We start from the raw sequence: 26,899 nt of genomic DNA, 5'->3' as shown, positions 1-26,899 counted from the left end.
TAAGCTTTGAAAATATGTTTTAATAGCGTTATGGCCAAATTCGGCCTGTTCCTTTTTACACCAAACAAGAGGAGGTAACGCAATGAACGCGAAAAAAACGGCACAATGGACAGCGCTGCTGCTCGTCTTCGCGCTGGTGGCAGGATTCTTTGCACCGGCATCCGGACAAGTGGCAAATGCCCAAGGTTCGACATCGCTTGAAAATGCAGCACCGCTGACAAAAGGAAAAGACGTTGAAAATTCCTTTGATGCACCTGAACAAACACAATGGTACAAAATTACCCCGGATAACGATGAGATTCAAAAGGATTCCCATATGGAAATCTCGCTTGCGAGTGAGGGCAGCCTTAACATTTCCGCGTATTCCAGCATTGAGAATGCGGCAAATGATCAAACATTTGATATGTATCGTGGATTTACCACTCCGGATGAGCCGGTAAAACTCGAAATGCCGCATGCCTGGAAGGGACCTTATTACATAAAGGTGGAATACCTTGGTGAAGATCCCGAAACTGAGGAACCGCCAGCGGCCAATGAGCAGGAAAAGGTCAATTACACGATTGGCTATAAAGGCGTCAAGCATCCACCTGCCACTGAACAAGCAGGGGAAGAGTGCCCGGTTGAAATGAGTGCGGGCCAGAAAAAGTCAGGAGCCGCGCTGCTGACCCAGCTCCGCCAGCTTCGTGATGGCTTGTTGTCACAAACGGACGAAGGAAAGTCACTTTCTTCGCTATATTACAAAACCGCACCGTTTCTTGTAGGAAAGATGATGCTTCACAAGGATCTTCGCGAAGATGTATACAACCATCTTGTTGCGTTGAAGCCTCTATTCAATGAATTGGCCGAGAACGGAGCAGAAAGCACATATGTGTTATCCAGCAAAGACCAGACGGCCATTCAGGCGCTATACAAAATCGCCCTGGGCGCAGCACCAGACAAGTATAAAAAAGATATCGAAAAGATTGGCAAGCAGGCAGGCATTAATGCCCTTAAAGGCAAAAAGCTTTCCGACCTGCTGGAAAAAAATAACCTTGTTCCAGAGAGAACGAAAGATGTAACCAGCAAGCTTATTGTAAAAATGAAAGATGGATACACAAGCAAATCATTGAATCAAAAACTGCAAACGTACGGCATTCAGTCCACCGCCCGTTCTGCGTTTCAGTCTCAAAAGAAAATGAATGGCAACATGTACGTGGTTAAAGTGGATGGAGAAAAAGCTTCCGGCACATACAGCGCAACCTCTAAAAGCGCAAAAACCTCTGTAAATGCTGCAGCAGCTGCCCTTTCCAAACTGCCTGGCGTTGAATTTGCCGAGCCTGTGCAGCGTTACCACTCACTGGCCAATGACGTGGAGTATCCATATCAATGGTCATTGAAGAACAAAGGTATAGATGGAGGCAACAAGGGAGCCGACATTAACTATGAATCAATGTCCAAACTGGTGAACCCAAAAGCAAAAGATACATTGATCGCTGTTGTTGATACCGGAGTGGATTACACACTCGCCGATTTGAGCAATAAAGTACGAAGCGATATCGGAAAGAACTTTGTTACCCCGGATGCAGCACCGCTGGATGATATGGGGCACGGAACACATGTCTCCGGCATTATCGCGGCACAGGCCGACAATGGATATTCAATGACCGGCATTGACCAAAAAGCGAAAATCCTTCCGGTAAAAGTGCTGGATGCTTCTGGTTCCGGTGATACCGAGCAAATCGCCATGGGCATCATGTATGCCGCGGATAAAGGCGCGAAGGTCATTAACCTCAGTCTTGGGGGAGGCTACAGCCGGGTCCTTGAATATGCGATGAAGTATGCTTCCGACAAAGGGGCGACCATCGTGGTGGCAACCGGTAATGATGGAACATCGGCAGTCAGCTACCCGGGCTCTTCAAAATATGCGATTGGTGTAGGTGCAACCAATAAATTGGACGTTGTGGCCGACTATTCCAACTACGGATCCGGGCTGGATCTTGTTGCACCGGGCTCCAATATACCAAGCCTTGTGCCAAACGGAAATATAACGCTCATGTCCGGTACATCCATGGCCACACCGCATGTTGCTGCTGTCGCAGGATTGCTGCTGTCCGAAAATCCTCGTCTTAAAGCGAAGGATGTTGAAAGGATTTTAACACAGACCGCCGATGACATTTCATTCGGTGAAGTGGACAATCCAGGAGATGAATACGAAGAACCATCCAAACCGGTTCCGGGCTATGATACAGCTTCCGGACATGGCAGACTCGATGCGTTTAAAGCACTGAGCGCCGTTGAACTGAACGCAAAAGTGGATCCGGTCCTTGATAATATGAACAAGGTGTCCGGTGTAGCAAGCATCGGTTCCAAAGTGACCGTGAAAAACGGCAGCAAGACACTAGGTGAGGCAACTGTTTCTAAAACAGGAACATTCGCCGTCAAAGTGCCGGTTCAAAAAGCCAACCAGGTGCTCCATGTACAAATGGCCAAAGGCGCTGCAAAAACGGCCCTTAAGGCAGTCGTCAAAAAAGCACCGGCACCTGATATGCCGAAAGTAAGCAAGGTGACGGCGAAGTCAGTAGCTGTCAAAGGAAATTCAGTTGCCGACGGAACCATCAAAGTGAAAGATAAGAAGAAAAAAGTAATTTCTACTGCCAAAGTCAGCTCAAAAGGCACGTTCTCCGCAAAAATCAAGAAACAAAAGAAAGGCACGGTTCTTTACGTCACCGTAACCGACCTTGCCAAGCGTGAGAGCAAAGCCGCCAAAGTGACGGTGAAGTAAATAGAAAAAGCCCCCTGCAGCACATGGTCCTTCCGGTGCGTACAGGGGGTTTTTCCATTTGATTAAGACGAATTACATCGAATCCTTATGGACTTAAACGGTTTGAAAATAAGAGCTGATTTTGAAAATTAAACCGCCTTTTTTGAAAATAATTGAGGATCATTTGAAATTAACTCCCTCGATCAGTAAATAGTAGGTGCCGGAGAGTCCGCTTTTGTTCCTTCAGTCAATGCCTCACGGCCAATAACCCTGTTAATGAACAAATTCATCACGCTTAAACTCAATTTTTGCGGAATAGAAACCAGTTTTTCGACCAGGCGTTCAAGAATGACTCTCTGAATATCCGCCTGGGAAGCATCGCCCTCTTTCTCCATCAGAACAAGCTGTACCGCTGCTTCTCCAGCGGCTCCATACAAGGAAAGTTTGAGTAAATAGGGCTCTGTTTCCTTCAGAAAATTCGGATTACCCAGATGATGGAGCTGATCTGGTACATTTTTCAGTTCAACGAATTGGTGAAGCAGCTCTTTTGCCTCCGCTGTAAAAGCTCCCTTTTCCTTCAGTTCCCAAAAAGCGTCCATCAGTGGCTCCAACTGGAGAGAAAGCGGCTCTTTATGGTTGTTTAATAGACTGCCATAACAGCTTTCCACAAACAGTCTCAGGGCCTTCATTTCTCTGCCGCCCGAAAACTCTAAGAGACTTTTTTGCAGTGACGCCTCGGGCTCATAACCTGATGGATTCCACATATACTCTGCCATGGTATACAGCGGGATTTTTGAAGCTTCTGCTTCATTCATTGGATTGGCTGTTATCCCGATGATTTCATCTTCCTTATACAGTTCCGCGTCTCTGCCGTAAAGCGGTGCAAGGAACAGCCGGTTGCGGTCAAAATCATTCACGGGGTAATTGTCCCATATTAAAAGCGGATGCTGGAAGATACCGTGAATAAACTGGGCATCCTTGACACGTATGGATGGAGCGACTACTCCTATTCCGGTCCATTGGACGATAATATCCGGCTGCACGAGCGCCGCAAATTGTTCCCGATAAGGAGAAGTGCCTTCTTCATAATATTCAGTCGGTACGGTGATTAATGGCTTTGCCCCAGGATGTGTTTTTATAAATTCATCATTAAAACGGTTGAGAAGGAAAGCCTGGGCCGCAGCAGGAGGATTATGATCTCCTCCGAATTTTTCTTTGTCCCTTGGAAAGCGGAGTGCGGGATCAATATCATCCAGGTAAAGAGCAAATGACCGCACGCCAATCTCCCAGACTGCCTGTGCTTTATTCATGAGATCCTGAAATTCTGTATCATCAGAAAAGGTAATGCTGTTGCCTGGTGAGATGGCAAATGTAAAGGTAATATGGTTCCTTTTTGCTGCATCAACCAGCTGCTTGATTTCCTCCATTTTGTCCTGTGGATAGGGAGTTCGCCATTTTTCACGATGATAAGGATCATCTTTTGGTGCATACACATAGGCATTCATCTTGTGCTTGCTGTAAAAGGAAAGCTGGTTCAGACGTTCTTCATGAGACCAGGGCGGGCCGTAAAAGCCCTCGATTACACCCCGGACTGGCATGGACGGCCAATCATGCACGACAACAGAGGGAATCCATCCGAAGTGGTGTTTTTTTATAATGAGCTGACTGAAGGTTTGAGCGGCATAAAAGGTTCCGTTCTCATCAATTCCAGCCAAAACAATCATATGGGTGCCCGAATCCGTTGAGCCTGCTGCCAGCACATATCCTTCAGCATTGAGAGCTTCAGGCGGTGTAGCTCCAAGAAGATTTAACGCATCAGAAATGCTCTGGTTTGCCGGGAATTTACCCATATAAATCACAACTGGCATGGCTGTGTCCGCAGTACCGCCTTCCGGGGGCGTGCTTCTGATTTCCACTTCCTTTACCCCTGCAAGATAGAGGCTAGTTTCGACTTGCAGCAATGCCGCAGGGGGAGTGTCCACACCGGTGACAAGCCAGACAACAGGTGAAAGGGCGAATCCTTCCTCGCCATAACTAACGACTTGAGGTACTGGAGATAAAAGGCTTCCTTCACTTTTTGGCATCCGGCTATTCATGTTCAACCCACTCCTTTTTTATTCTAGCGCTAATTTAGAAAGCTTGATGTCATCATAATAAGACGTAGTCATCGCATATGCGGTTGTATAAGCAAGCACCTTGGCGGTAGCTGCTTTTTCTGGAGCTTTTGCTGTTACCGTTACTTTTTGCCATTGGTTGTAGCCGGATTCGGTATGGACAGGTGTGGAAGAAACTTCTTTTCCATCTTTGTCGTAGTACCGCAGCATAAAGCTTGAAAGGCCTTCTTTTAAATAAAGCTGAGTCTGTGCTCTCAGGACCTGGCCAGGATTGACCTTTACCGGGTGGCTCATCAGGGCTACGGACTTCTTGCGGGAAGTATCGACAAGCTTCAAGCTGTTTCTGCCTTTTTTATGCTTTTCATTGGTTAAACTGAACTGCACTTCGCTGTCAGCTGCAAACATGGATGCCCATCCCGGTACACGATCATGCATCATGGGGATTTCGAACCCGCTGTTTGTCAGATGAACAGATTTTACTTTGGCAATTTGATTTACCTCAATTTTATACAGCAAGGTGCGGTTGGAAGCCAGGGAGTAATAAATGTCACCGTCATCACCAATGGAAAATGAATAAGCGTTTGTAATCTTTTGGCTGTCTAAGGTGTCAGGATCGATGGCTGTCAGATTGCCGCCGGTGAAATTGGCAAACAGCAGGCCGCCGGACCATTTTAGATCAATGGATCCCCATGCATCCTCGGGAAGTACACCGTCAGGATACACCTTCTTGCTTTTAACAACGTTAAGGGTTTCTGGATCCAGGGCGAAGATGGCATTTTTTACGGCTCCCCATAGCAGTCCGTCTGGTCCAATGGAAAGCTCTCCGATCAAGTGGGGTTTTTCAATTCCTTCGATGTTCAATGAAATTTCTTTGATTTTCTTTTCATTTTTTACATCCCATACAAAAATCTTTGCTTCTTCAGCTGTAGGATCAGCTCCAAGGCCACCTGTAATCGAGGTCGAGCCATAGACCAACCCATCTTTATAGGCGAGGCCAACAACACTCTGGTCCTGTACAACGTTACGGAATACCTTATACTTCACGCCTTCCGCTTCCGGGTCATAAACCGTTAGTGCACCGCCAAGTTCCCCGTAAAATGGAATGCTGCCAATAAATGCTTTTCCTCCGCCTGTGGAGATCGTTTTAATCCGGTTCTGGGATTCTCCGAGCACAAACAGTTTTTCAGGATTGTCGTTGGATGGCGGGAGAGCCGGATCATAGGCACGGATGTCCCCTGACGGATAAACACCCATGAGCATTTTATTGCCAAGCGGTGCCATACTGTCGCCCTGTCCAAGGTTAAAAGGTGTTACCATTCCAGTCACCGGGTTGTACTGTGCGCCTTTTGATGTCTGCATGCCGCTGATGTAGAAATTGCCGTCCGGTCCTTTTTCGATCGCCTGCATGACGGTCGGTGTCGACTGAACGAGAGAAGGAAGACGTGTCACCTTTTTGGTCTCGAGATTAATAATGGTGACATACCCGCTGAAGTTGATGGTCACGAGACTTTTCCCCGGGAGTTCAGGCGTATTGAATTCCACCCAATCCACTCCACGAAAACCGCTTTCGTACTCGATGCCTGTGTCTTCAATTTTCAAGGTGTCGAGGTCCACTGTCCTCAATTTATTGTCCGTGGTCATAAAATAGACTTTATTGTTGAGCGATTGTTCTTCTACGTGTAAGCCGCGGACATTTGGAATGGTGACATCGAGCCATTTCTTTTCTTGTGTGTCGTAAATAAAACCGTTGCTGGAAAGCTCATAGCGTGCGAACAGGTAGCGGTCATCCACCTTTTCCAGGTCATAGATATGGCCGGGTTCGCCAATGGATTTGGAGATGTCCTCCTTTTCGCCGGTTTTCATGTTGTAGCGGACGATTTGCCCATGGCCGGTTCCGGAATAAATGTTATCACCGATCACCGCGAGTGAACGGATATATTCCTGGGACACAGCTCCAATCATCCGGCCGTAATCCGTTACCTTTTTGGTTTCCGGATCATATTTAAACACTTTACCGCTTGGGTAGGTTCCAACAAATACTTCTCCTTTTTCATTGGAAGTAATGGAGAAAGCAAACGATTCCCCGGGAAACTTGTAAACCAATTCTGCTTTTTTGGTGACAGGGGAGTATCTCCATAATTTCGCTCCGCCACCCTCGGTGGCTACGTAGAGGTCACCGTTCGGGACGACTTCATGTGCCCATGAGTTTTCCGAGTCCTCAAGGTCGATAACCCGCTTTAGCTTATAATCTTCAATATCAAGCACGTTTAATTTGGCGGGAAAGCCTTTGGTTGTTGTATACATGACGCGGTGTCCGTCTTCCGTTCCGACAGCGCCGTTAAAAATGGAAATGGCCTGGTTCAGAGGGGCAGTCAGCTTTTGAGGTTCGCCAAAATAGGTCCTCGCTAATTTACTAGATCCCTTAGCAGACGCCTGTTGGCTGAATCCAAGACTTAAACCAAACAGAATCGCAATACATAAACAGAGTGAAATCCACCTTTTCAACAAAAATCTCCTCCTTCTTAATAAATTGTTGCTTTGCTGATTTCCATTTCAGGCTGCTCGCTTTTACAGGCGCGAGCGCCTCCATGGTCTCATCTGTCCCGCCTTTCCCGCAGGACAAGGAACGCTTCGGCAGCGATCCATCGCGCGAAGAAAATGTGGTGTTCATTTTCAAGGATCTTGCACCTTGTACTCCAATCAAACGATCACTTTTTTAAAATTACGCTTACCGGGTGTACCGGTATAAATCTGTTCCTCTGGAAAAGTAAAAGTTCCCGTCCCGGTCCTTCGCATAAAGTGAAGCATCCTCATCGAGAATTTCAGTTTCCCACGTCTCTGGATTGAACTTGAACAGTTGGCCAAGCGTTGTGCCGTAAAAGTTTCCGTCTGCATCATAGTCGAGAAATACACCTCTCCAATAATGACCGATGCTGCTCCAGCTGAACGGGAAGAGCTCCTTGGACCCGATCACCTGCTTGGTGGCAGGGTCAAATTTGAAAATCTTGCCGGGGCTCATGCCCCACAGGTAGCCGTTCTTGTCAAACGAGAGGGCGCCAATGGCTTTTTCACCAGGAAGCGGTGAAATTTCAAACAATTTCTTGTTGGCAGCCGGATCATAGGCAAACAGTTTGCCTTCCGATTCTGTCGGCGTGGATCCAAGTCCGCCAAATACACTCGTTCCTCCATAAACGATACCGTCGTTATAAGAGAGGGAAATAATGCTTTGATTGCTGACAATGTTGGAGTGAACCTTATAGCTTTCCGTATCCTCGTTAAGCACCGTCAGTGCTCCTCCAAGTTTTCCGTAGTCAGGAACCGTGCCGATAAAAAGGTTTCCGTCTCCCTTTGCCCAGCCAAAGGGACGGTCTTGTCCGTCGCTTTTCAGCGAGAACAGTGCCCGGGGGTTGGTGGCTTTCGGAACATTTACAGGATCATGGTCATATGGTTTTTCAGGATCATACTTATAGATCACTCCGCCGGTATATACTCCCAAATAAAGAAACCGGTCCGTTGACAGCATGTTTTCCGCCTGTCCGAAGCCTCTGAATCTCGTAAACTCCTGGTCTTCAAGAGAATACTTGGTAAATCCTCCGGTCGGGTAACCACTCGTGTATATGTTTCCGTCCGGTCCTCTGCCAATCGATTGAATTTCCACCGGCTGTCCTTCAATGTCAGCTTCAATGCTCTTTGATTGTCCTGTCTTTGGATTGTAGATCCAGAAGCTGCCGTTATACCGCATACTGACCAGGCTTTTTCCTTTAATGCCTGGTCCGGGCAGATTCATCCATCCGAATCCTTTGTTGCTCCAGCTCTCTTTGTATCCGGTCGGCGTGAGCTTCTTGTCTGTTAATCTGTACGAATAGAGTTCATCTCCAATATTGAAATAAACAAGGCCTTTGGCGTCTGGCGGGGAAACACGAGAGCCTTTCACATTTTCAATTTCATCCACCCATTTCTTCTTCTTTAAATCGTAGACGAGCATCGTGTTGGACGGGGTAAGTCGAGCAAAAAGGAAACCGCGGTAGGCGTCAAGATCATACAGATCCTGCTGGTCAGCAAATTTTTCAGGCAGCGGTATGTTTTTTTTCTTTCCGGTTTCCGGCATGATTTCAACCAACTGCGCTTTTTTAACCCCTGTCCCCGCATATACATGTCTTTGGGCTACAGCGACACTTCGTGTGTAGCCCTGGTCCCCGGCCGCTTGTCCGAAGTCTGTAAATGACTTCTTTTCTGGGTCATACATGAACACTTTGCCGTTTGGGTAGGTGCCGCCGAAAATGCGTCCCAAATGGTCACTCTGCAGCCTCCAAAGCGCTGTTTCGCTCTGAACCGGTTTTCCAAGGTTGGTTACGGTATCGGTTTTGGGGTCGTACCGGTATAAAAAGGAACCTCCCGCAATGTAGACAAATCCATTTGGATCAACCACCATTCCCCATGCAGAAGCTGCACCATTCAATGGATGGGTGGCTATTTTTTTACCGTCGACAGGATTAATAATGTTCAGCATTGTCGGGGTTCCGCTAGCCGCTGCATAGATGGCCTGGTTTCCATCTGGTCCTTTTCCATAGGCGCTGGAATGAATGCCGATGTTAAAGTGAGCGGTTCCAAGTCTTTCGGTTTGACCGGCAGCATGTGCTTGCATTGAAAATGAAAAAAACGACATAGCAAGCAAACAGCAGAGCAGCAGGTTTCTATACCACTTTTTCACATGCAAAAACCTCCTCTTAAGGATTAAACACAGCAGTATTTATTTGGGTCATATCTGGTTCGTTATTAATCATACAAAAATACCCTTTCTTCTCCAATGATATTTTAGAAAATTCAGTTAAATAGGAGCTTACTCCATTTACATACGGACTGATACAGCGGTCAAGAATTCAGTCCTTACAGGTGTTTAAGGTCATTTCAAGCAGGAAATACTGAGTTGTCTTTAATGTGACGATAAATAATATGGAAGCTTTTTGAGGATTGGTAACGCCAATAAATGAGCGGTGTCTATAAAATGTCCAAAAATACAGAATATATTGACACTTAAAAACTCCTCACTTATTCTGAATTTGAGTACCAGTTATGAACCAGAAAAAGGGAGGAAGTTGAGATGTTCTGGAAAAAAAGCGGGGTCATTGTTCTTTTATGTGCTTTCCTTTTACTTTTTACTGCCTGTTCCAAGGATGAGGCCGCATCGGGTGGGAGCACGGACAAGAAACAATCAGCAACACTAACGGTATGGATTCATCCGTATGTGAGTGATGAGCTGAAGAGCAAGCAAAACGAAGTATTCAAAGGGATGGGTGAACGGTTCAAGAAAGAGTATCCCAATGTAAAAGTAAAGTTTGAAGAAATTCCCTGGGCGAACCGGGAGCAAAAAATCCTAACCGCATTGGCCGCGAAACAAGGTCCGGATGTCTTTTACCTGATTCCGGACATGATGGCTCAGTTTGCGGATAAAGGGGTGCTCGCACCAATCGATGATTTGCTTGGCGACTATGGCAAGAATGATTTTGACAAAACGTCATTGGAAGCGGTTACGTACAAAGATAAAATGTATGGTCTTCCGGTGTTAAAAGAGGTGCAAACCTACTTCTACAATACAAAGATCCTGAAAGAGCTTGGCGGGGATCCAAATCATTTGCCGCAAACATGGGATGAATTCAATGCTTTGGCTGAAAAGGCTGTGAAAAAAGGATATTATGCACGAAACTATGAAGGCGGAAATACGCCAAATGCCACGCTTTATCCTTATGTCTGGCAGGCAGGCGGTCAGGTCATTACCGATGATGGAAAAATCGCCATCAACAAACCGGATGCCGTCAAGGGATTTGAACTGGTCAATAACTGGTATAAAAACAAGATGATCCCGAAAGATTCCATTAATACCACCGACCACCTTCCTTTGTTTTTGGAAGGAAAATCTCTGGCGTATTGGGGAACCGGAGCTTCTCTTGCGACGATGAAAGAAAAAGGATTCAAAGATTATGCGATTGGTTCACCGTTAAAAAATAAAGAGATGGCAACCTTCGGAACAACCGGAATGTTCGTTGTTTCCGGCAACTCCGAAAATAAAAAACTGGCTGCACAGCTCGTCAAATCGATGACGAGCACAGAAAGCCTGAAAGCATTCAACAAGTTGACCAAATATGTACCACCAAGAAAATCAGCAGCATCCATCTACAGTGAAGACAAGGACATGAAAATCCTGACGGAGTATGCAAAGTACGCGAAGCCAGGCGTAATCCACCCTGTTTCCCGTTCGGTCATGCCGCAAATTCAGGCAAAGCTTCAGGAAATGATGCAAGGAAAGAAAACACCGCAGCAGGCGGCAGATGGAGCTGCCAAGGCGATACAGGAAGAGATGAATAAATAATGCAGGGAAGGGGGAGGCATCTCTCCCCGCCTTGCTTTTTCTAAATCGGGAGGTGAGTTTATGGGAAATTCCAACTTGTCAGTGAGCGGTACTGCTCCTCATCCAGCGGCCCGGCCGGCGACGCGTGCTTTTAAAATGAAAAAGCATTGGAACAAATATGCGATGATTTATATCTTTTTAGTTCCCATCCTTGTTCATTTTAGTATCTTTCATCTGTTTCCGATCCTTTTCAGCTTGTACATCACCTTTACGGACTGGCCGATCATCGGTGATCCGAAATTTATCGGCTTAAAGAACTGGATCAATTTTTTCTCTGATCAGCTGGCTTGGAAAGCGATCTGGAACACGATTCTCTTTTCACTTTATTATATTGTCCCAACGATGGCGCTTGGATTGTGTTTGGCGTTGTTGATCAATACCGGGAAAAGGGGAACCGGATTTTTTAAGGGAATTTACTTTTTGCCTGTCGTGACATCCTTTGTGGTGATCTCCGGAATTTGGGCGTGGTTGTTCAAAGGAACCGAAAGCGGGTTTATCAATTCTTTCCTTGGCTTATTCGGTATCGAGCCCCAGCTGTTTTTGTCTGATTCGATACAGGCGATGATGGTGCTTGCCGGTTTGAGTGTGTTTAAAGTGTGCGGAAGTACGATGATTTACTATTACGCGGGACTGCAATCTGTGCCTGATGAGTTTTATGAGGCAGCAAGGATTGACGGTGCTTCCAGGTGGCATCTGTTCTGGAAAATCACGTTTCCGCTGTTGATGCCCATCCATTTCTATGTGGCAATCATTACTACAATCGGCTCGTTTCAAATCTTTGATTCTGCTTTTCTATTAACAAGCGGCGGGCCGAACTTCTCTACCACTACCATTGTGTACTATCTCTATCAGGAAGGGTTCACCTCTCTGCGTCTGGGATATGCCAGTGTGCTGGCCTATATCTTGTTCTTTATCGTATTTGGCATCTCTTTGATCCAAAAGAAAGCATTAGGAAAAGAAGTGAACTACAAATAGAAGGAGGTGCACCATGAATAAAGTATCCCGGTGGACATATGTTCCTCTCGCCTTGCTGGGGCTCTTGTTTATTATCCCCTTTCTGATCATGCTGGGCGGTTCCTTTATTCCCATGAAAGTTCCCAGCGGTAACCCTTTTTTATGGATAACAGAGGAACACGTTTCCCTCTCCAATTTTATGTACATTCTGGTCAATGCGAAGTTTACAAAATGGATCCTCAATTCCTTGATCATTACCATTATTCCGGTATTTTCTCAGATGTTTTTTGCCGCAGTGCTCGGGTATATCTTTGCGAAAAAGCAGTTTCCGGGCAAGGAAATCATCTTTTGGGTGATGATGGCGGTCATCATGCTTCCAAGCCAGCTGCTGATCATTCCAAGGTACATTATGTTCAGCGAATTTGGCTGGATTAACACGTACTGGCCGCTGATTGTTCCTGAAATTTGGAGCATCCTTGGCGTTTTCTTTGTGCGGCAGTACATGCAAACGTTGCCCAAAGACCTGGAGGAAGCGGCGCACATGGATGGCGCGAACGATTTTACCGTCTTCTTTAAAATCATGCTTCCCATGTCAAAGCCGGTTATCGCAACGGTCGGAACCTTTGCTTTCATCTCCAACTGGAACGACCTGTTGACTCCGCTAATTTTTACAACAAGTGAAGATATGTTTCCGGTAACGGTAGGATTGGCTTCTCTTTTAACAAAGGAAGGAAACTTCGGGGTGGAGATGGCAGGCTCTGTGCTTTCCTTTATTCCAACCTTCTTAATCTTTCTTTTCTTCCAGCGCTATTTTGTTAAAGGAATTGCGTTGTCCGGCCTAAAGTAAAATTTTTCAGAGGATGGTAGACGTATTATGAGCGAAAAAACAAACCGAGAACAATTCAAAATAAAGTTTGACCAATTTGTTGATTCCATTAAACAGCAAATCAAGGATGGGATATGGGCAGTGGGTGACTATTTGCCATCAGAGCTTACACTCGCCGAGCGATATGACCTGAGTAAAAATTCGGTGAGAAGAGGACTCGATCAGCTGGTGAGGGAAGGACTGATCGTAAAAAAATCGAGGGTCGGGAATATGGTAGCTGCTGCCAGGCCGTTTGAGCCACTGACGTTAAAGTTTGGCTATTATCCCAGCATTCAAAACGAAGCTGTGCTAAAGGAGCTAATTGAGAGGTTTGAAGAAAAATATCCATTGATCAAGGTACAAACCATCAATCTTCCTTATAATCACTACAGCCAGACGGTCTATGATTTTTTTCAAAATGACATGGTGGACGTGGTTACGGTTAACTACAATGATTTTCTGGATTTAGAGCCCTATCATAACAGGATGTTCGAACCGCTTCCGGAAAATGATGAAGTTTACCCTTTTCTGAATAAAGGGTTTGCTGCACAAAATTCTTATGTAAGACCCTTCCTGTTTTCACCGATCATTCTTTGCTACAATGTCAAACACTTCGAAGAAGCGGGAATTGCCCTGCCGGATAGCGGGTGGCAGTGGGAAGATGCCCTGGATGCAGCAGAACGGCTCACTGGGGGAGATGCTGAAGCTATGCGGTGCGGGTTCTACTTTCATCCACTGTCACTGAATAGATGGCCCATTTTTCTGCTTCAGAATCAGGTGGTCTTTTCATGGGACGAACGCGGTGAAACTCATGTTGATCATGCAGGTTTTACCAGGAGCATCAAGCAGCTTAAGCATGTGGTGGAGCAGCAAAAATCCGGCGTGAACTATCTGTCGGACAGCGACCAGGACACGGAAGCCCTGTTTAAGGCAGGAAAGGCGTCCATGATTATGTGCTCTTATTTCAGTTTGAATCAGATGATCCATTCTGACATTGAATATGATATTGCTCCGCTTCCGTATTCAGGAGATGCGCGGACGATGCTCCTCATGATTGGGCTTGCGGTGAATAAACGATCCATGAAGAAGGATGCCGCTAAGCTGCTGGTTGACTTCCTGGGATCCGAGGAAAGCCAGGAAAGAATCCGTAAGAATACGTTAAGCCTTCCCGCTGCTAAAAAAACAGCCGAAAAGACGGGTGGCGAAAACATCAGCCTTCCTTCCCGCTTTAAAATGTTTCGCGAAATCGTTCCGAGTTACCGTTTGTACAATGATCTGGGATTGTCCTTTAAAGAGCTGAAAGAAATCCGTGATGAGCTTCGTCTTTATTTGTCCGGTCTGCTGGATGAAAACCTGCTCATCAAAAGAATAGAAACGAAGCTGTCACGAGCTGTTCCATTAATGGCCGGTGAAAGGGGGAAAGAGCAATGAAAAGTGTAGCGGCAAAGGAAGGGAAAATTACAATGATCGAGAGCGAGATCCCTAAGGTTCAAGATCATTATCTGCTGGTGAAAACCTCACATTCCGTCATTAGTACAGGAACTGAGCTGTCAGTGATCCGGTCCAGCCAAAACCGCACCGCTTATCTCGGGTACAGTGCTGCCGGAACGATTGTGGAATGCGGCGGCGGTACGCAGCCATTTACAAAAGGTCAACTGGTCGCGTGCTATGGTGTTCCTTTCGTCAGACACTCCGAATATTTGCTTGTTCCCAAAACGCTTTGCAGTCCGGTCCCTGACAATGTACAGGCGAAGGAGGCAGCGTTTGCGGGAGTAGGTGCTATAGCCATTCATGCGCTCCGAATGGCTAATTTGCAATTTGGTGAATCTGTTGTCATCGCAGGGCTTGGTGTGCTTGGTCAGATTATCGCGCAAATTTCGCATGCAAGCGCCTATGATGTCATTCCATATGAGGTGAATGAGAGCCGGGCCCAATTGTTCCAATCGTGCACAGGTGTTGAAGTAGCCACATCAAATGAATACCTGAACAGATTCATTGAAGAAAAGACGAACGGCCTTGGCTCTGATGCTGTCCTGCTGTGTGCGGGAGGAGGACACTCACCGCTTACGAATGAAAGTCTGGATTGGGTGAGAGACAAGGGGAAAATTGTGATTGTCGGTGATGTGGAGCCCCATTTCAAACGAAGTCTCATGTTTGGCAAGGAAGCAGAGATATTAATTTCACGCGCGGGTGGTCCTGGAAGATATGACCCTGTATATGAGAAAGCGGCAGTCGACTATCCGTATGCGTATGTCCGGTGGACGGAAGGCCGTAATATGGGAGAGTTCCTGAGGTTGCTGAGCGAAAAACGTATTCAGGTGAATGCCTATCTTCAGGAATCGGTCCTGTTCGACAATATTTCAGAAGCGTATGCGGAACTCCAGCAGGAAAACACAAGTGTACTTACGAAGGTGATTGATTATAACTGAAAAACGGAGGTGAAAAAGCGATGTCAGGGCAAATCTTTATTGGGGTGATTGCACCGAGTGTTATTGCCCGCAGGATTCAAAAAGTGATCAAGGGGTTCCCGACCTTTACGCTCATTTTACAGGTTTCGGAGGATATGTCGGATGTCGTCACTCTCACCAAGGAGTTAGCAGATAAAGTGGACGTTTTGCTATTTTCAAGCTTTGAGGTTTATAAGCTGGTGAAGAACCATATCGATTTTGAGGTGCCTGCCCATTATATCCCTCTCAAAGCTTCGGGACTTTACAGCGCTCTCTACAAGCTGATGAGAAAACATACTGAGGTGAAAGGGATCTCTGTTGACACATTATCCGTCCGTGAAGTGAGCCATGTCCTCTTTGAAGTTGAAGAGGAGATCGAAGTCATTCCTGTCCAGGAGGAAAGGGTGTTCCAGACCACCTCTCAAATTCTCAAACGGCATCAGCAGTATTTTACTGAGGGGAAATCACAGGGGGCGCTGACGGGAAGTAAAGAAATCGCTGAAGATCTCGAAAGGCTGGGTGTTCCCAATCAATGGATTACGCCGACTGAGCAGGATATAATCAACGCCCTGGAACGTGCATTGCTGTCATGCAAAAAGAGGCAGAATAAGGATTCGCAAATTGTAATGGGCCGAATCAGAATCGTCCCCTGCTCCGAGGAGAAATGTGAGCTGGACGGCCACCGAATCCAAAAGAAAAAATCCCTCATCCGTCAATTGATCCGCGACTATTCAGCCGCACTTGAAGCTCATCTCATGAGTGTAGTAGAGGATGAGTTTTTACTGGTGACTACCAGAGGCATTTTCGAACGCGTTTCCGAAGGCTATAAAAGTATTCCGCTGCTTCAGTCTTTAAAAGACGATCTGGAGGTTTCTCTTTCTGTAGGCGTTGGATTTGGATTATCAGCCAAGGATGCAGGGAATCATGCATGGATTGCGCTGCGTCAGTCCATGCAATTTGGCAGCAACCAGTGCTTCATTGTCCGCGAAGATAAAAGTGTGGTCGGGCCGGTGGAGATGTCCAATCCTTTAATCTACAGCTTATCGGTGACGGATTCTATGCTCCTTCAGAAGGCTGAAAAAACAGGCATGACGGCCGCTTATCTTGGTAAAATGCTTGCCCAGATTAAACGCAGTGAGCGCATTACCTACACCGCACAAGAAATTGCAGATATCCTTGGGGTCACCATAAGAAGCGCCCACCGCATTCTTTTACAATGTCTGGATGCGGGACTTATTCAAATCGTAGGGGAAGAAAAACTCGCGTCCAAAGGGCGGCCAAGACAAATCTACTCCTTTCATTTTATAGAGGATTATTTGTCGGGAAAAGGGTAATGAAAGGGAGAAAGGAGTGATGAAGATGTCGATTGCGATGATGACCTATAACATAAGGGTTGCTGGCCCGCATGATACAGGAGAACATGCCTGGGAGGAGCGGCGGCCCGTCATGAAAAAGGTGCTGGAGAAGTATTCACCGGATGTGCTATGCACCCAGGAAGGAACATATGACCAGCTTTCGGGGCTGGAGGAGGATCTGCCGGATTATCGATACATAGGCCTTGGACGGGAAGGCGGATCAAATGGTGAATTTATGGCGGTTTTTTATAAGAATAGCGTGTATAGAGTGGTGGCATACGACCATTTCTGGCTGTCTGAAACACCGGAAGTGATCGGATCGGTTTCTTGGGAAAGCTCCTGTACGCGAATGGCAACTTGGGTTCTTCTTGAACACAGGGGCACCAGGGAGTCCTTTTACGTGTTGAACACCCATCTGGATCATATCTCTGAGGACGCACGCCGAAATGCCGCTCATTTGTTGCTGGAAAGAGCAGCTACCCTTTCTGAACAAGCTCCCTTGGTGCTGACTGGCGATTTTAACAGCTCTCCCGACAGTCAAACTTACGGTATATTAACAGAGAACAGTATATTTAAGGACACGTGGGCCGAAGCAGAAGAAAAAAAGGGAGCCGGTCTTGGGACATTTACAGACTATACGGATGAAAGTGGTGGAGGAGAAGAAAACCGGATCGACTGGGTGCTCGTCACCGACCATTGGAGAGTGAAAAATGCCGAGATTGTGGACGGAAGAGTAGAAGGAAGATTTGCAAGTGATCATTCTCCAGTGTTTGTGAATCTGGAACAGCAAAAGGCTTGAGCGGATTGGGTTCGCTCAAGCTTTTTTATGTGAAAAAAATCTAATGAATATTGAGGCGCGTAATTCGCTATCCCATTTTCTTTCAGGTAATATGGGGTTTATCGGATTAATTTAGAAAGGAAATGAGGGACAAAATAGATGGAAACTACAAGTTACAAACAGTCCACCATTGTCACACTTCTTCTTGCGGGATCGTTCATTGCGATTCTCAACCAAACGCTCATGATTACGGCGATCCCTCCGGTCATGGCGGAAATGCATATTACAGCGAACAGTGCGCAATGGCTGACTACCGTATTTATGCTCGTGAACGGAATTATGATCCCGGTCAGCGCTTTTTTATTGCAGCGTTTTACAACCAGACAGTTGTTTATTACGGCAATGAGCGTTTTTGCTTTTGGCACACTGGTGGCAGGTATGGCTCCCAATTTTGAAATGCTGCTGTTGGGAAGGGTCATCCAGTCGAGCGGAGCCGGTGTGATGCTGCCGCTCATGCAGACGGTATTTTTAATGATTTTCCCGGTCCATAAGCGCGGTGCAGCGATGGGGCTCATTGGCCTTGTCATTTCGTTTGCACCGGCAATCGGTCCTGCGTTATCCGGCTGGGTCACCTCCCATTATTCATGGCGGGTCTTATTCTTCATCATTTTGCCGATTGCACTGATCGATATCGTTGTTGCTTATTTCGCCTTGAAAAATGTGACCGAGGTGACGAAGCCGCAGGTGGATGTACTGTCGATTGTTCTGTCCTCGCTGGGCTTTGGAGGATTGCTGTACGGATTTACAAGTGCCGGAAACAACGGCTGGACGGCACAAATGACGATTATTTCACTCGCCCTGGGTGCTCTTGCTCTCGTGTTGTTTATCACACGGCAGCTGCGAATGAATCACCCGATGCTGGAATTCAGAGTGTTTACGAAAGGGATTTTCCCTTTTACGGTAATGATTGGAGCGATCACGTTCATGGGGCTGATCGGTTCGGAAACGATCATTCCATTGTTCATGCAAAATATGAGAGGATTCTCTGCGTTTGAGGCAGGGCTGGCACTCTTGCCGGGCGCTTTGATCTCAGGGCTGATGTCTCCGATTACGGGGAGGATTTTTGACCGGATCGGTGCCCGCTGGCTGGCGTTTACCGGCCTGGTGATTATTACGGGAACCTCTCTCGGACTGTCCTTTTTGGATCCGTCCACTTCATTTATGTACATCACGGTGTTATACAGTGTCCGGATGTTTGGTTTATCCATGGTGATGATGCCGGCTTCCACAGCAGGACTGAATCAGCTGCCAAAACGGCTAATCCCGCACGGAGCAGCTATGGATAACACGATGCGGATGATTGCGGCTTCGGTCGGAACGGCTATCCTTGTTACCGTCATGACCACAGCTGAATCGAATGCGGCACCAGGTGTGAAGCATGCCGACATTTTTGGCGCCAACATGGCCTTTATGGTCATTTCCGCGCTTTCCCTGATCGCACTTGCCCTGACATTCTTCATTAAGGACCGAAGCATGGCAGAAGAGCCGATTGAAGAGAGATAACCAAGAAAAGCGTATGACCCACCAGGGCCGTACGCTTTTCTTATTTTCGAGAAAATTTGATAAAAAAACGAATGATAAACACGGTGAACAGAACCAGGCAGACCACGATGGAAATGGGCAAATATTGAGTGATTACATCTTCAGGACCTGTGTTGTAATACGTATATGCCTTTTTCATAAAGTCCTTCTATTATTTTTCCTAATTATACCATTTTAGCTGATTTAATAAAGCATATTTTAAAAGACTAACTCTTTCATGCTATGATAAACGGTGGATAACATAGAGCAGTCAGGAGGGATACCCATTAGTCTATTAATCAATGAAAACCGCATGCACAGCAAACAGTTAAACCGCGATATCGAGGTGAAATGGCTGTTTTCGGACCAGCTGCAGGAAGGGGATGTGCAGCTTCTCTTCGTGCAGGACGGGTATTATTACATGAAGCTTGGAGGGCTTCAGGAAACGTTTGAAAAGTTATTGGAGGAAAAGCCAGAGCTGGCGTCCAACCTTGTGATGATTACCGTGAGTCCGGGTTCTCCATCACAGCGGCGGGAGGTTTACCATCCGCAAGGGAAGCACTTTAACGATTTCACCGAATTTTTTTATGAGGAAGTGCTTCCTGATGTACAGCAAAAGCTTAAAGCCATCAATATGAATGTGGTGAAGATGGGCTTGATGGGCGATTCTCTGGCCGGGGTTATTTCGTTATACCTTGCCATGCAAAAACCTGAACGCTGGTCACACCTTCTGTTGCAGTCTTCGGCATTTGATGAAGAAATGGCAGAGGAAGCACACCGGCAGATCGGGCAGCCAGACTGGAAAATCTATCAGGTCGTCGGTGAGCGGGAAAACAACTTCAAGTCACCGGTCACGGGAGAGATTACCCATATCTATGACGGAAATCAACGCATGATGAAGGTATTCGAGGAGAAGGGGCTTTCCCTCGATTATCATGTCGAGGATGAGGAACACAGGTGGGTCTTCTGGAAAGACGACCTTCCGCGGGCACTTTGCTTCTTTTTAAAAAATTAAATTTCTAAGCCAGGCATCGTATTTTAGGCGGTGCCTGGCTTTTTTTATGAATTATGGACGGATTTATGTCGTTTTTTTACAGGACGGTGCATTATATCATGAAAGTATGGAAGGAATGTTATCGCTCTGCTTTAAAACTAATTAATGAGGTGAAATCATGAACAACATGCAGGAACTGGAAGAAGTAATGACAAAGCCGTCAGAGCGGCTGATTGAAGATATAAAACAGCTTAATGGAGATATTATGATTTTAGGAATCGGAGGGAAGATGGGGCCGTCCATGGCGAAGCTTGCCAAACGGGCCATTGACGCAGGAAATCTATCAAAGCGCGTGATCGGTGTCTCGCGCTTTTCTTCCGGCACGCTTCGAGCCGAACTGGAGGAAGCGGGCATTGAAACCATCAGTGCAGATTTGTTGAAAGAGGAGGATTTGCAAAGACTGCCTGACGCGGAAAACATGATTTATATGGCAGGCCATAAGTTTGGCACAACCGGCAATGAACCGTACACATGGGCGATGAATACGTATTTGCCCGGCCGTGTGGCAGAGCGGTTTCCGAACGCGCGACATGTGGTATTTTCCACTGGAAATGTTTATCCACTTGTTCCTTTGGCGCAGGGAGGGTGCGATGAAACACATCCGGTCCATCCTGTCGGTGAGTACGCGCAGTCCTGTCTCGGCAGAGAACGAGTTTACTCTTATTTTTCCCGCAAGAATGGAACACCGGTTACGCTGTTTCGGCTGAATTATGCCATTGATATGAAATACGGTGTTCTGCTGGAAATTGCCAAACAGGTGTATCAAGAAAAGCCAGTCGATGTAAGGATGGGCCATGTGAACGTGATTTGGCAGGGAGACGCTAACGAATATGCGCTTCGTTCATTGCTTCTGAGTGATAGCCCGCCTGCTGTTCTGAACATCACGGGTCCAGAAACGGTGTCCATCCGCTGGCTCGCACAGCAATTTGCAGTACAGTTTAACAAGCCGGTCACGTTTGTCGGAGAAGAGCAGCCAACAGCTCTGCTTAATAATTCTTCAAAGGCGCATCACTTATTTGGATATCCTTCCGTGTCTTTAAATACCATGATCGGCTGGACCGCCGATTGGATAAAGGGAGACGGTCAGACAATTGATAAACCGACACATTTTCAGGAAAGACAGGGAGCATTTTAATATGCTGAAGCCAGAGGTTAAGAAGCTTTTGTTGGACGGAACGGTCATTCCAGCCCATCCCCTGGCCTTGAACCGGAACCGCCAGCTTGATGAAATGAGCCAGAGGAGACTTACAAACTATTATATGGATTCCGGTGCAGGCGGAGTGGCGGTTGGTGTTCATACGACCCAGTTTGAAATCAGGGATCCAACGTTTAATCTTTATGAAAAAGTGCTGCGGCTTGCGGCCGAAGAAGTGGATAAAAGAGAGCTGCTGCACCCGTTTATCAAAGTGGCCGGAATTTGCGGTAACACCGAGCAGGCCGAGAGGGAGGCGTTCATTGCCAGGTCAATGGGCTATGAGCTTGGCCTTCTTAGCCCCGGCGGACTGAATCATTTAACGGAGACTGAGATGCTCGAGAGGACATGGAGAGTTTCAGAGATTCTGCCGGTGTTTGGCTTTTATCTTCAGCCCTCTGTTGGAGGCCGTGTCTTTTCATGCGACTTCTGGCGGGCGTTCGCCGACATTCCCAATGTGCATGCGATCAAGATGGCACCGTTCAACCGATATCAGACGCTGGATGTGATCCGGGCTGTCTGCCAGTCCGAGAGGCGGGATGAGATCGCTCTTTACACGGGCAACGATGACAATATCGTTCAAGACCTTCTCACTTCCTATGAAATCAATGTGCAAGGAAAGATGGTCCGAAAAGAAATCGCTGGCGGCCTGCTTGGACATTGGGCGGTTTGGACGAAACGGGCGGTCGAACTGCTTGATGAAATCAAGCAGGTGCGTAACAGTGGCAGCATTCCTGCGTCGCTGCTGCAGAAAAGCCTTGAAATTACAGATACGAATGCCGCTTTCTTTGATGCGGCGAATGGTTTTAAAGGCTGTATTGCCGGCATCAATGATGTGCTTGCCCGCCAGGGACTCCTACAGGGCAATTGGTGTCTGCTTGAAAAAGAGCAGTTAAGTCCCGGCCAGTCCGAGGAAATCGACAGGGTGTACAGAGACTATCCCCATTTAAACGATGATGACTTCGTTAAGGCTTGCATGCATTCTTCATAAGGAAAAAGAGGAACCCTTCGTTATGTAAAGGGTTCCTCCTTTATTTTCAAAAAACATCCTCCTCCTTTTGACATGTGCCAAAAAGGGGGGCACTTAATGGCTCAATAAGAGGTGGGCAAGACAAAAGATTCATTTTCCTTCAAATGGAACTTAATAAATTGACTGAATTTACAGACTTCTACTAATATAGTCAAAAAGCGAGGGAGGTTTTATGATTGGGAAAACGTGAAAAATCCAGGCTTTCTAGGACGAAGTACATGGCAGGCAGTATGGTGCTTGCCCTTCTGGCATCCGGTGCCTTGCCATTTACTCAGGCCAGCGCTGAAACGAAGCAGCAGGATCTGACAGGATTTGCAAAAGGTACGTACGAAAAGCAGCTGCAGTTCGAGGAAAAGCTCAAGAATGGAATCAAGGAAAATAAGATCAAAACGTACAGCAGAGCACTCAGTAAGCGTCCGGCACTTGTCGGAACAAAAGGCAATGATGCCGGTGTCAAATATGCGCTTAACCAATTACGGAAAGCAGGCTTAGACCCGAAAGTTCAGACCTACGATGTTTACCTCTCCCACCCCAACAGCGTTTCCGTCACCCAGACCGCACCATTTGAACGAAAACTGAACGTCATGGAAAATTTGAAAAAGAACACCCCGTTTAAAAACGAAGTCGTCGAGGGCTACAATGCGTACTCTCCTTCAGGAAATGTGGAAGGGGAGCTGGTGTATGCCAACTATGGAACGCCAGAAGACTTTGAAACATTGAAAATGCAGGGTGTGTCTGTGAAAGACAAGATTGTTATTGTCCGCTATGGTAAAAACTTTCGCGGTGTAAAACCCGACCTCGCCTCACAGAACGGCGCAAAAGGGGTGCTGATTTACTCTGACCCGAAAGACGATGGCTATGTAAAAGGCCCGGTATATCCTGATGGTCCATGGCGTCCGAGCGATGCCATCCAGCGGGGCAGCATTCTCTACATTTATAATTATCCCGGTGATCCGCTGACACCAGGCAAAGCCTCAGTTGCCGGAGTCAAGCGGATCAAAGCCAAAAACGCGGATTCACTCCCAAGAATACCAACCACACCGATCTCTTACAGTGAGGCAAAAGGATTGCTTCAGGCAATGGGAGGAAAGGAAGCGCCGAAAGATTGGCAGGGTGGCCTTCCGTTTAAATACCATCTTGGCAGCGCAGCCTCCAAAGCCCGCATCAACCTGAATATCGAGTATGAAACAAAACCGATTAACGACATCACGGTAACGTTTAAAGGAGCCAAGTATCCGAATGAAAAAATCGTGATTGGCGGCCACAGAGACACATGGACATATGGAGCGAGTGATAACATCTCCAGCTGGGCGACGATAATGGAAACCGCACGTTCGCTTGGAAAGCTCTATGAACAAGGGTGGCGCCCTGACCGCACCATCGTATTGGCCGGCTGGGATGGTGAAGAGTACGGCTTGCTCGGATCTACGGAATATGCGGAGCAGCATCAAAAGGACTTGATTAAAAACGCGGTTGCCTACATCAACATGGATGGCATTGCCGGACAGTTCTTTGGTGCCGGAGCCGTTCCATCGCTGAATGAACTCATTTATGATGTCGCGAAAAATGTGACCGAGCCTCGCTCCGGTTTGTCCGTTTACGACGATATGCTTGTTCGCAATAATGGAGAAGAACAGGAGATTGACAAGTTGGGCAGCGGATCCGACTACACGGCCTTCCTTCAGCATCTTGGTGTTCCTTCTGCTGATATCGGTTTTGGTGTGGCCGGCGGTTTGTATCACAGCGCATATGACAACACCGATTCTGTGGAACGGCTGTTTGACCCTGGCTATAAGCACCAGGCAGCAGCTGGCCGCTTTACCGGTCTCATGGCGCTTCGCCTTGCCAATTCACAAGTGCTTCCGTTACAGTACTCCGAGTATGCTCAATCCGTACAAAAACTTTTGGCAGACGTGGAGAAGGATGGAACGCTTGGCGTCGATATGAGCCATGTAAAAGCGAAGGCACAAGCATGGGAAGAAGCATCCAAGAACCTGGAAACGTACAGCCAGGACTTGCTTGCCGGGGATAAAGTGAAACCAAAGCAGCTTAAGCAGCTGAATAAAGCCCTTATCCAGCAGGAGCGAGACCTGATCAATCCGCAGGGGCTTGCCTCCAGAAGCTGGTTCAAGCACCAGATTTACGCACCGGGTCTTACAACGGGCTATGCAGCACAGCCATTGCCTGCATTGGTGGAAGCCCAGCAGGCTAATGATCCCGCTGCCTTCGCAAAAGCTGTCAAACAGCTCGAAAAATCTCTGACAAAAGCAACCTGGACAGCGGAAGAAGCGGTCGAATAAGTGGAATAAACAAGGTATTCATCGCGAATACCTTGTTTATTTTATGTAAACACTAAGGGTTCTCATGGGCTTAGGAATGGTGTCGTGTGGTAAAATCTAAGAAATAGGATAGAAGAAAGGGGAATTATTCATGACAAAGTACGCAGGATATATCGGAACCTATACAAAAGGCGACAGTGAAGGAATTTATTCATTTACCCTTGATACAGAAGCACAGGAAATCACAGATATCAAGGTAGCTGCACAGCTCGGGAACCCTACATATTTAACCATTTCAGAGGACAACCAGTACTTGTATGCCGTAAAAAAAGATGGAGACATGGGCGGTGTGGCAGCCTATGAAATTACCAATGAATCCAGAGGGCTTTCTCACTTGCGCAGCCAGCTGACAGAAGGAGCATCTCCTTGCCATGTCAGTGTGGACCGTGAAAACCGCAATGTGCTGACCGCGAATTATCATAAAGGAACGGTTGAGCGGTTTGCGGTAGATGATGAAGAAGGCGGTGTGCGCCAGGCTTCATCTGTCATCCACCATGAAGGCTCGGGACCGGATGAAAGACAGGAAAAACCGCATACCCACTATGCCGGCTTTACCCCTGATGAAAAGTTTGTAGCGGTGGTCGATCTTGGCATCGACAAGTTGATCACATATCAATTGAAACATGGCGAGCTTGAGGAAGTAAACAGTTTGTCAATCAAACCGGGAAGCGGTCCCCGCCACCTGGAGTTCCATCCCAACGGAAAAATCGCATACCTGATGACCGAGTTCAGCTCGGAAGTAATCGTGCTTTCCTACAATGCAGAGAACGGCAGCTTTTCCGTGTTGCAGAGCATTTCTACGATTCCGGAAGGCTTTACGGAAAACAACCAGGGAAGTGCGATCCATGTGAGCAAAGACGGCCGTTTCGTGTATGCAGGGAACCGCGGACATAACAGTATCGCTGTGTTCAGTGCGGAATCAGGTTCAGGAAAACTGACGTTTGTTGAACATACCTCAACAGAAGGCAACTGGCCGCGTGACTTTGAAATCGATCCATCCCAAAAATTTATTGTTGCGTCCAATCAGGAGTCCGGCAATCTCGTTCTTTTTTCAAGAGATGAAAACAACGGCAAATTGACCTTGATCCAATCCGACGTGGCTGTACCTTATCCGGTTTGCGTAAAGTTCTTGCATGTAAAATAAGCAGCCCAGGAGCTGAGCGCGATGAACGTACCTGAAGAACTCCTTGCCGTATGGCGGAGATTTGATGATTTTCCAATGGAAAACCTGACCAAAGCGTGGTGTACCCAACATATGAACAGGCAAAGGCAGCGGGAAGTATCACTCATGAAAGAGCATCATGCGCACTATGGCATGACCGGCAACTGCTTTGATCTGGCGCTTTGGCTGCTCCATGATCTGAAGGAAGCGGGAATTACGGCTTACGGTATCGGACGCGGATTAATGACAGATGCGGTTCATGTGGCAGTGATTGCCCTGGATGAAGAGGGCCGCCGTTACCTCTGTGACCTCGGCGATCAGTGGCTGGCCCCCATCCCGTTGGATGCGGAGAGTCCTGATGAAAAGTGGCACAGAGGGTTTTTCCCGGCTGCAGAAATCAGGACGTTTTTAAGCCGTAATAAGATTGAAGTACACTACCTCCGGCCAAACGGCAAAGTTTCAAAACAGGTATTTGACACTGGCCCGATTGATCACGACGTTTTATGGGAAGCAGCCCATTTCTCGCAAAAGCATATCAAATCATTCCCGCAGGTGGAATGCCGGGTCATCCGCCACGGCAAAAGGGCCCATTGGGAGATGAACGACTGGCAAAGCTTTTTTCGCACCGAAGACGGAATCATCCTGGAGTCGCCGGCAGGCGCACTTGAAGAATGGGCCAGCCGGATTGTGGAAAAGACCGGCATAGACAGGAACGTAGTGGAAGGAGCGCTCAGGATCTATGAAAAAATCGGATAACGAGTAAAAAACAGCTGAAGAGCTGTTTTTTTGTTGTATCTGGGGCAATTAAGCGGAGTTGACAGCTATAGAGGTCATACCAAGAGCCAGAAATTCGAGCCGAATGAGAAATACAAGCCAAAATCG

At 47.1% G+C, this 26,899-nt stretch carries 20 protein-coding genes; 15 read left to right on the top strand and 5 right to left on the bottom strand.

What is annotated here, in order from left to right:
- The first annotated feature begins 82 nt into the window (after positions 1–82).
- A complete protein-coding gene (locus QNH15_RS24460; RefSeq protein WP_283891278.1) occupies positions 83–2,761 on the top strand; it encodes a S8 family peptidase in 2,679 nt (892 codons plus the stop codon).
- Positions 2,762–2,943: 182 nt separating this feature from the next.
- On the opposite strand, the gene QNH15_RS24455 is transcribed toward QNH15_RS24460, so the two are convergent.
- Genes QNH15_RS24455 through QNH15_RS24440 form a run of 4 tightly spaced genes read right to left on the bottom strand, consistent with a single transcriptional unit; the run spans position 2,944 to position 9,565 of the window.
- Entirely contained in the window at positions 2,944–4,836 is a 1,893-nt protein-coding gene (locus tag QNH15_RS24455; protein WP_283891276.1) for a glycoside hydrolase family 84 protein, read from the bottom strand.
- Between the two features lie 18 nt (positions 4,837–4,854).
- Positions 4,855–7,359 (bottom strand): hypothetical protein, encoded by a 2,505-nt coding sequence (locus QNH15_RS24450; RefSeq protein WP_283891274.1) that lies wholly within the window; start codon positions 7,357–7,359, stop codon positions 4,855–4,857.
- Positions 7,277–7,531 carry a hypothetical protein gene (locus QNH15_RS24445; RefSeq protein WP_283891272.1) on the bottom strand — a complete coding sequence of 85 codons (255 nt, stop codon included), beginning with the start codon at positions 7,529–7,531 and terminating at the stop codon, positions 7,277–7,279. The genes QNH15_RS24450 and QNH15_RS24445 overlap by 83 nt, the downstream gene beginning before the upstream one ends.
- A 51-nt stretch (positions 7,532–7,582) precedes the next feature.
- A complete protein-coding gene (locus tag QNH15_RS24440) occupies positions 7,583–9,565 on the bottom strand; it encodes a WD40 repeat domain-containing protein (protein WP_283891270.1) in 1,983 nt (660 codons plus the stop codon).
- 390 nt (positions 9,566–9,955) lie between these two features.
- Here QNH15_RS24440 and QNH15_RS24435 point away from each other — a divergent pair, with 390 nt between their 5' ends.
- The 8 genes from QNH15_RS24435 to QNH15_RS24400 all read left to right on the top strand — a co-directional run bounded on the left by QNH15_RS24435 (position 9,956) and on the right by QNH15_RS24400 (position 19,222).
- Positions 9,956–11,221, top strand: a complete 1,266-nt coding sequence (locus QNH15_RS24435) for a sugar ABC transporter substrate-binding protein (protein WP_283891269.1) — start codon at positions 9,956–9,958, stop codon at positions 11,219–11,221.
- A gap of 135 nt (positions 11,222–11,356) precedes the next feature.
- Entirely contained in the window at positions 11,357–12,235 is an 879-nt protein-coding gene (locus tag QNH15_RS24430) for a carbohydrate ABC transporter permease (RefSeq protein ID WP_283895752.1), read from the top strand.
- 13 nt (positions 12,236–12,248) lie between these two features.
- Positions 12,249–13,061, top strand: coding sequence for a carbohydrate ABC transporter permease (locus tag QNH15_RS24425; protein WP_090236438.1), 813 nt, complete (start codon positions 12,249–12,251; stop codon positions 13,059–13,061).
- A 27-nt stretch (positions 13,062–13,088) separates the two neighbouring features.
- Entirely contained in the window at positions 13,089–14,510 is a 1,422-nt protein-coding gene (locus tag QNH15_RS24420) for an extracellular solute-binding protein (protein ID WP_283891268.1), read from the top strand.
- Positions 14,507–15,508, top strand: a complete 1,002-nt coding sequence (locus QNH15_RS24415) for a zinc-dependent alcohol dehydrogenase (protein ID WP_283891267.1) — start codon at positions 14,507–14,509, stop codon at positions 15,506–15,508. Before QNH15_RS24420 ends, QNH15_RS24415 begins: the two co-directional genes overlap by 4 nt.
- A 20-nt stretch (positions 15,509–15,528) precedes the next feature.
- Entirely contained in the window at positions 15,529–16,860 is a 1,332-nt protein-coding gene (locus QNH15_RS24410) for a GGDEF domain-containing protein (RefSeq protein ID WP_283891266.1), read from the top strand.
- Positions 16,861–16,879: 19 nt separating this feature from the next.
- Positions 16,880–17,680: an endonuclease/exonuclease/phosphatase family protein gene (locus QNH15_RS24405; RefSeq protein ID WP_283891265.1), complete on the top strand. Its 801-nt coding sequence runs from the start codon at positions 16,880–16,882 to the stop codon at positions 17,678–17,680.
- 138 nt (positions 17,681–17,818) lie between these two features.
- Positions 17,819–19,222 carry an MDR family MFS transporter gene (locus QNH15_RS24400; protein ID WP_283891264.1) on the top strand — a complete coding sequence of 468 codons (1,404 nt, stop codon included), beginning with the start codon at positions 17,819–17,821 and terminating at the stop codon, positions 19,220–19,222.
- Positions 19,223–19,262: 40 nt separating this feature from the next.
- Here the strand turns inward: QNH15_RS24400 and QNH15_RS24395 are convergent, their stop codons facing one another.
- Positions 19,263–19,400, bottom strand: coding sequence for a hypothetical protein (locus QNH15_RS24395; protein WP_283891263.1), 138 nt, complete (start codon positions 19,398–19,400; stop codon positions 19,263–19,265).
- 93 nt (positions 19,401–19,493) lie between these two features.
- Between QNH15_RS24395 and QNH15_RS24390 the strand changes: the two genes are divergently transcribed.
- The 6 genes from QNH15_RS24390 (at position 19,494) to QNH15_RS24365 (ending at position 26,773) form a co-directional block, all read left to right on the top strand.
- The gene (locus QNH15_RS24390; protein WP_283891262.1) at positions 19,494–20,255 is read left to right on the top strand and encodes an alpha/beta hydrolase; all 762 of its coding nucleotides are present in this window, start codon (positions 19,494–19,496) and stop codon (positions 20,253–20,255) included.
- Between the two features lie 157 nt (positions 20,256–20,412).
- On the top strand, positions 20,413–21,429 hold the full coding sequence (locus QNH15_RS24385; protein WP_283891261.1) for an NAD-dependent epimerase/dehydratase family protein: 1,017 nt from the start codon (positions 20,413–20,415) through the stop codon (positions 21,427–21,429).
- 1 nt (position 21,430) lies between these two features.
- Positions 21,431–22,477 (top strand): dihydrodipicolinate synthase family protein, encoded by a 1,047-nt coding sequence (locus tag QNH15_RS24380; protein ID WP_283891260.1) that lies wholly within the window; start codon positions 21,431–21,433, stop codon positions 22,475–22,477.
- A gap of 215 nt (positions 22,478–22,692) precedes the next feature.
- Positions 22,693–24,816, top strand: coding sequence for a M28 family metallopeptidase (locus tag QNH15_RS24375; protein ID WP_283891259.1), 2,124 nt, complete (start codon positions 22,693–22,695; stop codon positions 24,814–24,816).
- A 130-nt stretch (positions 24,817–24,946) separates the two neighbouring features.
- On the top strand, positions 24,947–25,999 hold the full coding sequence (locus QNH15_RS24370) for a lactonase family protein (RefSeq protein ID WP_283891257.1): 1,053 nt from the start codon (positions 24,947–24,949) through the stop codon (positions 25,997–25,999).
- Between the two features lie 21 nt (positions 26,000–26,020).
- Positions 26,021–26,773: a hypothetical protein gene (locus QNH15_RS24365; protein ID WP_283891256.1), complete on the top strand. Its 753-nt coding sequence runs from the start codon at positions 26,021–26,023 to the stop codon at positions 26,771–26,773.
- Positions 26,774–26,899 lie beyond the last annotated feature (126 nt).

It is taken from the genome of Fictibacillus enclensis, from assembly GCF_030123385.1.
Classification (GTDB): Bacteria; Bacillota; Bacilli; order Bacillales; family Fictibacillaceae; genus Fictibacillus_C; species Fictibacillus_C enclensis.
This window is presented reverse-complemented; position numbering and strand designations above follow the sequence as displayed.

Excerpts from the sequence above, each read along its gene's own strand:
- QNH15_RS24365 (WP_283891256.1), top strand. The coding sequence starts at position 26,021 with ATGAACGTACCTGAAGAACTCCTTGCCGTATGGCGGAGATTTGATGAT.
- QNH15_RS24430 (WP_283895752.1), top strand. The coding sequence starts at position 11,357 with ATGAAAAAGCATTGGAACAAATATGCGATGATTTATATCTTTTTAGTT.
- QNH15_RS24455 (WP_283891276.1), bottom strand. The coding sequence starts at position 4,836 with ATGAATAGCCGGATGCCAAAAAGTGAAGGAAGCCTTTTATCTCCAGTA.
- QNH15_RS24385 (WP_283891261.1), top strand. The coding sequence starts at position 20,413 with ATGAACAACATGCAGGAACTGGAAGAAGTAATGACAAAGCCGTCAGAG.
- QNH15_RS24400 (WP_283891264.1), top strand. The coding sequence starts at position 17,819 with ATGGAAACTACAAGTTACAAACAGTCCACCATTGTCACACTTCTTCTT.
- QNH15_RS24395 (WP_283891263.1), bottom strand. The coding sequence starts at position 19,400 with ATGAAAAAGGCATATACGTATTACAACACAGGTCCTGAAGATGTAATC.
- QNH15_RS24370 (WP_283891257.1), top strand. The coding sequence starts at position 24,947 with ATGACAAAGTACGCAGGATATATCGGAACCTATACAAAAGGCGACAGT.
- QNH15_RS24410 (WP_283891266.1), top strand. The coding sequence starts at position 15,529 with ATGTCAGGGCAAATCTTTATTGGGGTGATTGCACCGAGTGTTATTGCC.
- QNH15_RS24405 (WP_283891265.1), top strand. The coding sequence starts at position 16,880 with ATGAAGATGTCGATTGCGATGATGACCTATAACATAAGGGTTGCTGGC.
- QNH15_RS24425 (WP_090236438.1), top strand. The coding sequence starts at position 12,249 with ATGAATAAAGTATCCCGGTGGACATATGTTCCTCTCGCCTTGCTGGGG.
- QNH15_RS24460 (WP_283891278.1), top strand. The coding sequence starts at position 83 with ATGAACGCGAAAAAAACGGCACAATGGACAGCGCTGCTGCTCGTCTTC.
- QNH15_RS24420 (WP_283891268.1), top strand. The coding sequence starts at position 13,089 with ATGAGCGAAAAAACAAACCGAGAACAATTCAAAATAAAGTTTGACCAA.
- QNH15_RS24380 (WP_283891260.1), top strand. The coding sequence starts at position 21,431 with ATGCTGAAGCCAGAGGTTAAGAAGCTTTTGTTGGACGGAACGGTCATT.
- QNH15_RS24415 (WP_283891267.1), top strand. The coding sequence starts at position 14,507 with ATGAAAAGTGTAGCGGCAAAGGAAGGGAAAATTACAATGATCGAGAGC.
- QNH15_RS24435 (WP_283891269.1), top strand. The coding sequence starts at position 9,956 with ATGTTCTGGAAAAAAAGCGGGGTCATTGTTCTTTTATGTGCTTTCCTT.